The 7006-nt window shown below is 65.8% G+C and carries 6 protein-coding genes; 4 read left to right on the top strand and 2 right to left on the bottom strand.

The window, feature by feature from the left end; translation table 11 throughout:
• Positions 1-435: 435 nt before the first annotated feature.
• The 4 genes from EN786_RS33150 (at position 436) to msrA (ending at position 4103) form a co-directional block, all read left to right on the top strand.
• Entirely contained in the window at positions 436-1500 is a 1065-nt protein-coding gene (locus tag EN786_RS33150) for a TadE/TadG family type IV pilus assembly protein (RefSeq protein ID WP_135909611.1), read from the top strand.
• 668 nt (positions 1501-2168) lie between these two features.
• Complete coding sequence (locus EN786_RS33140) at positions 2169-2876, top strand: DUF1223 domain-containing protein (RefSeq protein WP_127309444.1); 708 nt, start codon at positions 2169-2171, stop codon at positions 2874-2876.
• Positions 2877-2960: 84 nt separating this feature from the next.
• Entirely contained in the window at positions 2961-3287 is a 327-nt protein-coding gene (locus EN786_RS33135; RefSeq protein WP_127309443.1) for a hypothetical protein, read from the top strand.
• A gap of 81 nt (positions 3288-3368) precedes the next feature.
• Positions 3369-4103, top strand: a complete 735-nt coding sequence (gene msrA, locus EN786_RS33130; RefSeq protein WP_127309442.1) for a peptide-methionine (S)-S-oxide reductase MsrA — start codon at positions 3369-3371, stop codon at positions 4101-4103.
• A 166-nt stretch (positions 4104-4269) separates the two neighbouring features.
• Here the strand turns inward: msrA and EN786_RS33125 are convergent, their stop codons facing one another.
• Entirely contained in the window at positions 4270-5274 is a 1005-nt protein-coding gene (locus tag EN786_RS33125; protein WP_127286650.1) for a cytochrome d ubiquinol oxidase subunit II, read from the bottom strand.
• A gap of 268 nt (positions 5275-5542) precedes the next feature.
• A complete protein-coding gene (locus tag EN786_RS33115; RefSeq protein ID WP_127309441.1) occupies positions 5543-6904 on the bottom strand; it encodes a cytochrome ubiquinol oxidase subunit I in 1362 nt (453 codons plus the stop codon).
• Positions 6905-7006: the final 102 nt, after the last annotated feature.

Raw genomic sequence — 7006 nt, 5'->3', positions numbered from 1 at the left:
TACAAAACGAAGCCGCTCGTCCATGATGCCAGTCTCTCGCCAAACCATCGCCGGGTCCTCCGGCGAGGGAGAAAACTGTCACCTATGCAATCGGTCCATTCTGTTACCTATCTATCCGGTTCGGACACCGGCATCCTCTCCCCGTATAGTGACGGGGAGAGGGACGCTCCCGTCGCCGATTTCGCCAATCGCCGGCGCAGGATGGGCGGGAAGATCGCGGCCGCCCCCTTCTCCCCGTCACTATACGGGGAGAAGGTGCCGGCAGGCGGATGAGGGGCGGCGCCGGCGGATGAGGGTTCGGCAGGCGCTCGTGCCGGCAAATCCCGGCCACAACCTTCGCCGCGCCTAAATAAGCCGTGCCTTAAACATTAATCCACCAGTTTGGGGCATGATCCGCCGCTGCTGGGCAGGCAACGGTTTTGGGGGACTTCGAGAATGTTGCGATACGCAAGCGATTTCGTCCGTTCGCGAGACGGCTCGATCGTGCCGGTGTTCCTCATGATCCTGGTGCCGCTGCTGCTCGCCGTCGGCCTCTCGGTCGACTACACCTCGGCGGTGCAGACGAAGAGCAACATGCAGAACGCGCTCGACGCGGCGATCCTGTCGATCACCACGCTGCCGAAGACCACCACGCTGGCCGACCGCGAGAAGTCGCTGCAGCAGTCCTTCGCTGCCAATGGCGGGCAAGGCAGCGCGACGCTCGACAGCTTCGTCGTGGCCGCCGACGGCACCGCGACCGCCAAGGCTTCGGCGCACTACCCGATGCCGACCAATTTCATGCAGATCGCCAAAGTCGACACGGTGCAGGTCGGCGTGACCTCGGCGGTGCGCAAGCGGCCGGCGCTGGTGCAGACGACGTTCAAGGTGACGAAAGTGTCCGGCTACTGGAACAAGACGATGACGCTCTACGGCACCAAGTTCGGCGACACCGTGGCCAAGCCGCTGATGACGATCACCTACACCTATAACGGCTTCGGCGACCCGAAGGGCTACGGCACCGCCATCGTCAGCACGATCAGCGGCAGCACCACGACCAAGGTCCAGCAGCAGGTCTGCACCACCGCCACGGTGAAAAACTTCAACAGCCTGCCCAGCGGCGCGATCACGCAGACCAGCGGCGGCAAGAAATACGTGACGACCTGCGCCGACACGTTCTATCCCGCCAACGGCACCGGCGCGGTGATCGACGTCAGCCAGATGGACAGCCTCTATCTGCAGATGGACGTGCCCTCGGGCAGCCCGAAGGTGCTGAAGTCGAACGATCCGAGCACCTCGAACCGGCTCTACATCGGCAACAGCACCACCACCATGCCCGAGGTCGCGACCGGCCAGACGGTCGACATCTTCACCGCCGTGCCCTGCGGCCAGACCGGCTACCAGGCCTGGGAAGACGGCGGCAACCCGGTGCCGGCCGACGTCAGCAATGCCGACTTCTTCTACACCGTCCAGGGCAAGTGCGACTTCAACCAGCGGCCGTCGAACACCGTGCTGACGCAGTGATGAGCTGATCTCCCCAAGTGGGGAGATCACGCACTCGAAGGGCGGTAACCTCCAGTTTCCGGATTGAAGAGCCAATGGGAGCATGAAGGGCGCCTTTCCTCTCCCCCGTCGATCGGGGGAGAGGTGTCGAGCGAAGCTCGACGGAGTGGGGGTCGACCAGCGCCGGCGTTCGTTGTTTCTGGCGGGGTGATGCCTGGCCCTGATTGGTGAATTGTCGGCGGCGGCGTATTTAAGAACCGCCTTCCCCCACTCCGTCGCTGCTTCGCAGCGACACCTCTCCCCCCCTCCGGAGGGAGAGGAAAGGAGCCAGGCGGCAGGCGGTATGAGCTGGCCAATCCCGCTTGCGGGGGGGAGATGCGGGGAGGACAGCAGGGGTGCTGTCCGCCGGCATTGCGGCGAACTGCGCAGGCCTGCGACTAGACCTGTTGTTTGGTCTTGAGCCGACGCCTTACGAAAAAAGACCCTTGATTGTTGAAGTGTCGACGCTCTACGGCGCCCCCCTCTGTCCTGCCGGACATCTCCCCCACAAGGGGGGAGATCGGATGTCGCCCCAGGCTCCGCCAATCTCCAACGTCGCGTCCCTCAATCACAAACCGGTGATGCCTGTAACGAAGTCCTCCGGCACGGCGAAATGGGAGCATGACCCGCCGCAACGGAGACTGTTTCTCATGACCGGATCAAAGACAACGCTCGGCAAGGCATGGCTCGCCGGCGCGGCCTTCATCGCGCTGGCCGCCAGCGCCGGCGCGGCGGCAGCCCAGCCGCTGACCGTGGTCGAGCTGTTCACCAGCCAGGGCTGCTCGTCCTGCCCGCCGGCCAACGCCAACCTAATCAAGGTCAAGGATCGGCCGGGCGTGCTGGCGCTGTCGTTCAACGTCACCTACTGGGACTATCTCGGCTGGAAGGACACATTCGGCCGGCAGGAATTCACCCAGCGCCAGGTGAATTATGAGCCGCCGCTCGGCCATGACGGCCCGTTCACGCCGCAGGTGGTGGTGAATGGCAGCGCCGACGCGGTCGGCGCCGCGCCCGGCGAGATCGAGCGGCTGATCTCGGCCAGCCCGCAGGCCAAGGGCCCGGCGCTTGCGCTCGGCGACGGCAAGGTGAGCATCGGTGCCGGCACGGCCCCCAACGGGGCGGCCGATGTCTGGCTGGTGCGCTATAGGCGCGGTGTCGTCGAGGTGCCGGTGGCGCGTGGCGAGAACACCGGCCGCACCCTGCCGCATGCCAATGTCGTGCATTCGCTGCAGCGGCTCGGCCGCTGGAACGGCGAGGCGACGACGCTGCCGCTGCCGGCCGATGGCGGCGGGCTCAGCACCGCGGTGCTGGTGCAGATACCCGGCGGCGGGCCGATCCTGGCCGCCGCGGCGAACTGATCATCCTTTCTTCGCGCGATGCCGCAAGGGGCGGCAGCGCACCATCCGGCCCGCATCGCGCGCCATAACTCAAGGAGAATACTCATGACCAAATTCCTGACCGCGCTCGCCTTCGCGCTCGCAACCACGGCGTTCGCCGCCGGCGCCCGCGCCGACGACGCGACCAACGCCATGAAGCCGGCCAACGCGATGGCCACCGAGGCGATGAAACCAGCAACGGACGCGATGAAGCCGGCGACCGACGCGATGAAGCCTGCCAACGCCATGGCGACCGATGCGATGAGCACGCAGGCGATGAAGCCGGCCGATGCCATGAAGCCGGCGACGGATGCGATGAAGCCGGCCACGGATGCGATGAAGCCGGTGACCGATGCGATGAAGCCCGTCGATGCGATGGCTCCAGCGCAATAAGTTGCAGCCGACGCACGCCAAAGTGAGAACCCGGCGGCGGCCGATTTCGTATATGGTGAACAGCAGCAAGGGAGTTCCAACATGACCGCAATTCGACAGCAGAAGCGATCGTCGACCTTCGCCAAGGGCGCGCTCGCCGCGCTCGTCCTGACCGTCGCGGCCGCCGCGTTCTGGCAGACGCCGGCGGTCTCGGCCGAGGACGCGGTGGTGATCCCGCCGCCGGCAATGGACGAGAAGGCGGCCAGCGGCAGCGAGACGGCGGTCTTCGCCGGCGGCTGCTTCTGGGGCGTGCAAGGTGTGTTCCAGCACGTCAAGGGCGTGAGCAAGGCGGTGTCCGGCTACACCGGCGGCAGCAAGGAAAACGCCGTCTACGAGGTCGTCGGCACCGGCAGCACCGGCCATGCCGAGTCGGTCGAGATCACCTACGACCCGTCGCAGGTGACCTATGGCCAGCTGCTGCAGGTCTATTTCTCGGTCGCGCACAATCCGACGCAGCTCAACTACCAGGGGCCCGACCACGGCACCCAGTACCGCTCGACGATCTTCGCCGGGAACGACCAGCAGAAGAAGGTGGCCGAGAGCTACATCGCCCAGCTCGACAAGGCCAAGGTGTTTTCCCAGCCGATCGTCACCACGCTGGAGACCGGCAAGACCTTCTATCCGGCCGAGGACTACCACCAGGATTTCCTGACGCTGAACCCGACCTATCCCTACATCGTCTACAACGACCTGCCCAAGGTGGCGAATTTGAAGACGCTGTTCCCGAAGCTCTACAGCGAGAAGCCGGTGCTGGTGCTGGCGTCGAGCAAGAGCTGAGCGGCAATCTCCCCCCTCGAGGGGGAGATGTCGCCGAAGGCGACAGAGGGGGTCCGCGCGCGTGGGCGCCGACCCCTATCGGCGCCAGGAAGCAGGCCGAGCCCGGTCGGACCGACCCCCTCTGGCCTGCCGGCCATCTCCCCCTCGAGGGGGGAGAAAGACGCTCTCAATCGTATGTCAGATCCGTCGCCTTGCCGCCGAACACCCGGTAGGCATAGAACGAATAGAAGATGATGATCGGCAGCACCACGACGACGCCGACGAGGATCACGATCAGGCTTTCCGGCGCTGAGGCTGCCTGCCAGATGGTCAGCTTGTCGGGCACCACGAACGGGTAGAACGACCAGGCGAGGCCGGCGAAGCCGAGCGCGAAGATGGCGGCGAGCGTCAGGAACGGTGTCAGCGCGTGGCGGTCGTTCGGCTTCGGCAGATGGAAGGTCTGCCGCCACAGCCAGACGAACAGCAGCGCCGACAGGATGGGCAGCGGCGAGAGATAGAGGATCTCCGGAAAGAGGAACCATTTGTCGAAGATGCGCGGGCTGGCGAAGGGCGTCGCCAGAGACACCGCGACCATGCCGAGCGCGGCCAGCACCAGCGCGGTGCGCAGCCAGCGCACCGCCTTCTTCTGCAATTCGCCCTCGGTCTTGTAGATCAGCCAGGCCGAGCCCATCGCCGCATAGGCGGCCGACAGGCAGAGCGCCACCAGCGCGCCGAAGGCGATGCCGCCGAGGCCGACGTCGAGGCCGAGCACATAGACGCCCAGCATATAGCCCTGCGCCAGCGAGGCGACGGCCGAGCCGAGGAAGAAGATGCGGTTCCAGCGATGCTTGCTGCCGGCCGGCACCTTGGCGCGGAAGTCGAAGGCGACGCCGCGCAGGATCAGGCCGACCAGCAGCACGAAGACCGGAATGTAGAGCGCGCTGAGGATGGTGCCATGCGCCAGCGGGAAGGCGACCAGCAGCAGGCCGACGGCCAGCACCAGCCAGGTCTCGTTGGCGTCCCAGAACGGACCGATGGCGGCGATCATCGTGTCCTGCTCGTGGTCGTCGGCGGCGGCGAACAGGATGCCGATGCCGAGATCGAAACCGTCGAGGATGACGTAGATCAGGATGGCGAGGCCCATCAGGCCGGCGAAGACTAAGGGAAGCAGGGTTGGCCAGTCATAGGTCATTTTCTTCTCCTCGCGCGCCAGTCTCGATTGCCGAGGTCGGCGCCGCCCCTCATCCCCCTGCCGGGACCTTCTCCCCGTATGGTGACGGGGAGAAGGGGGCTGGCCGCAACAACAGCGTACTTCCTGCAACGTCGGCGATTGGCGAAACCGGCGATGGGAGCGCCCCTCTCCCCGTCCCTACACGGGGAGAGGATGCCGGCAGGCAGGTGAGGGGCAGCGCCAGCGTCCGGCGTCGAGTCAAGATTTCTTCGCAGTTCGACCACTGCGCTCACTCTCCTGCCGCCGGCTGCGACATGGCGGCGTTCATGACGCCCGGCAGCGGCGAGGCGTCGCCGTCCTTGGCCGCCTTCAGCGCCAGGTGCACCAGCACGCCGAGATAGGCGATCAGCAAAGCCAAATAGAGGACGAGATAGATGGCGAGCGTCAGCGCGACGTGGCTGCCGGCGACCGGGCCGACGGCATCGGCGGTCTTCAGCACGCCGGTGACCAGCCAGGGCTGGCGGCCGATCTCGGTGGTGTACCAGCCGGCCAGCGTCGCCACCCAGCCGGAGATCGTCATCGGCACCATCAGCAGCGCCAGCGGCCTCGGCAGGCTGTGGCGGCGCTTGAGGAAGAAGGCCGCCGACCACGAGACGATCAGCATCAGGATGCCGGTGCCGACCATGATGCGAAAACCCCAGAACACCGGGAAGACCGGCGGGTGGTTGCCGGGATAGTCGTTCAGCCCCGGCACGACGCCGCTGGTTGAGTGCCTCAGCACGAGGCTGGCGCCGTCGGGGATGGCGACCTCGAATTTGTTTTCCCGGGCCGCCTCGTCAGGCCATGCGAACAGCACCAGCGGAACGTTGGGGCCGGTGTTCCAGTTGGCTTCCATGGCGGCGATCTTCTGCGGCTGGTGCTCCAGCGTGTTCAGGCCGTGCTGGTCGCCGGCGAAAATCTGGATCGGGATCAGGATGGCGGCGGTGAAGACGCCGGTGCGCAGCGCCTTCCACATCGATTCCGAGCGGTCGCCGGTGAGATAGCGCAGCGCCGACAGGCCGGCGATGAGGAAGGAGACTGTCAGCCCCGAGGCGAGCAGCATGTGGACCAGGCGGTAGGGCATCGACGGGTTGAAGACGATCGCCCACCAGTCGACGGCATGGGCCTTGCCGTCGCGCATCTCGAAGCCGGCCGGCGTCTGCATCCAGGAATTGAGCGCGATGATCCAGAAGGCGGAGACCGTGGTGCCGCCGGCGACCAGCACGGTGGCCAAAGTGTGGATGCGGTTGGAGACGCGGCGGAAGCCGAACAGCATGATGCCGAGGAAGGCCGCCTCGAGGAAGAAGGCGGTGAGGATCTCATAGGCGAGCAGCGGCCCGGCGATGTTGCCGACGGTCTCCATGTAGCCCGGCCAGTTGGTGCCGAACTGGAAGCTCATGGTGACGCCCGAGACCACGCCCATGGCGAAGGACAAAGCGAACACCTTCACCCAGGTGAAATAGGCGCGCATCCAGGCGGAATCGCCGGTGCGGTTGTAACGCAGCTTGAAGAACAGCAGCACCCAGCCGAGTGCAATGGTGATCGCCGGAAACAGGATATGGAACGAAATATTCGCGCCGAACTGGATGCGCGACAGAATGAGCGGGTCCATGGGCGACTCCGGCTGCTGCTTATGGCTCACAGAATAGGGCGCTGACGCGGTCCGGTCAAAGCGGCGTGGCGCCACGCGGGGCGCGTTGTCGCAGCAGGTCGG

Origin of the sequence: Mesorhizobium sp. M4B.F.Ca.ET.143.01.1.1, assembly GCF_004792275.1 — a bacterium.
Lineage (GTDB): Bacteria > Pseudomonadota > Alphaproteobacteria > Rhizobiales > Rhizobiaceae > Mesorhizobium > Mesorhizobium abyssinicae.
The sequence above is the reverse complement of the archived record's forward strand: the minus strand, read 5'-3'. Positions and strand labels throughout refer to the sequence as shown.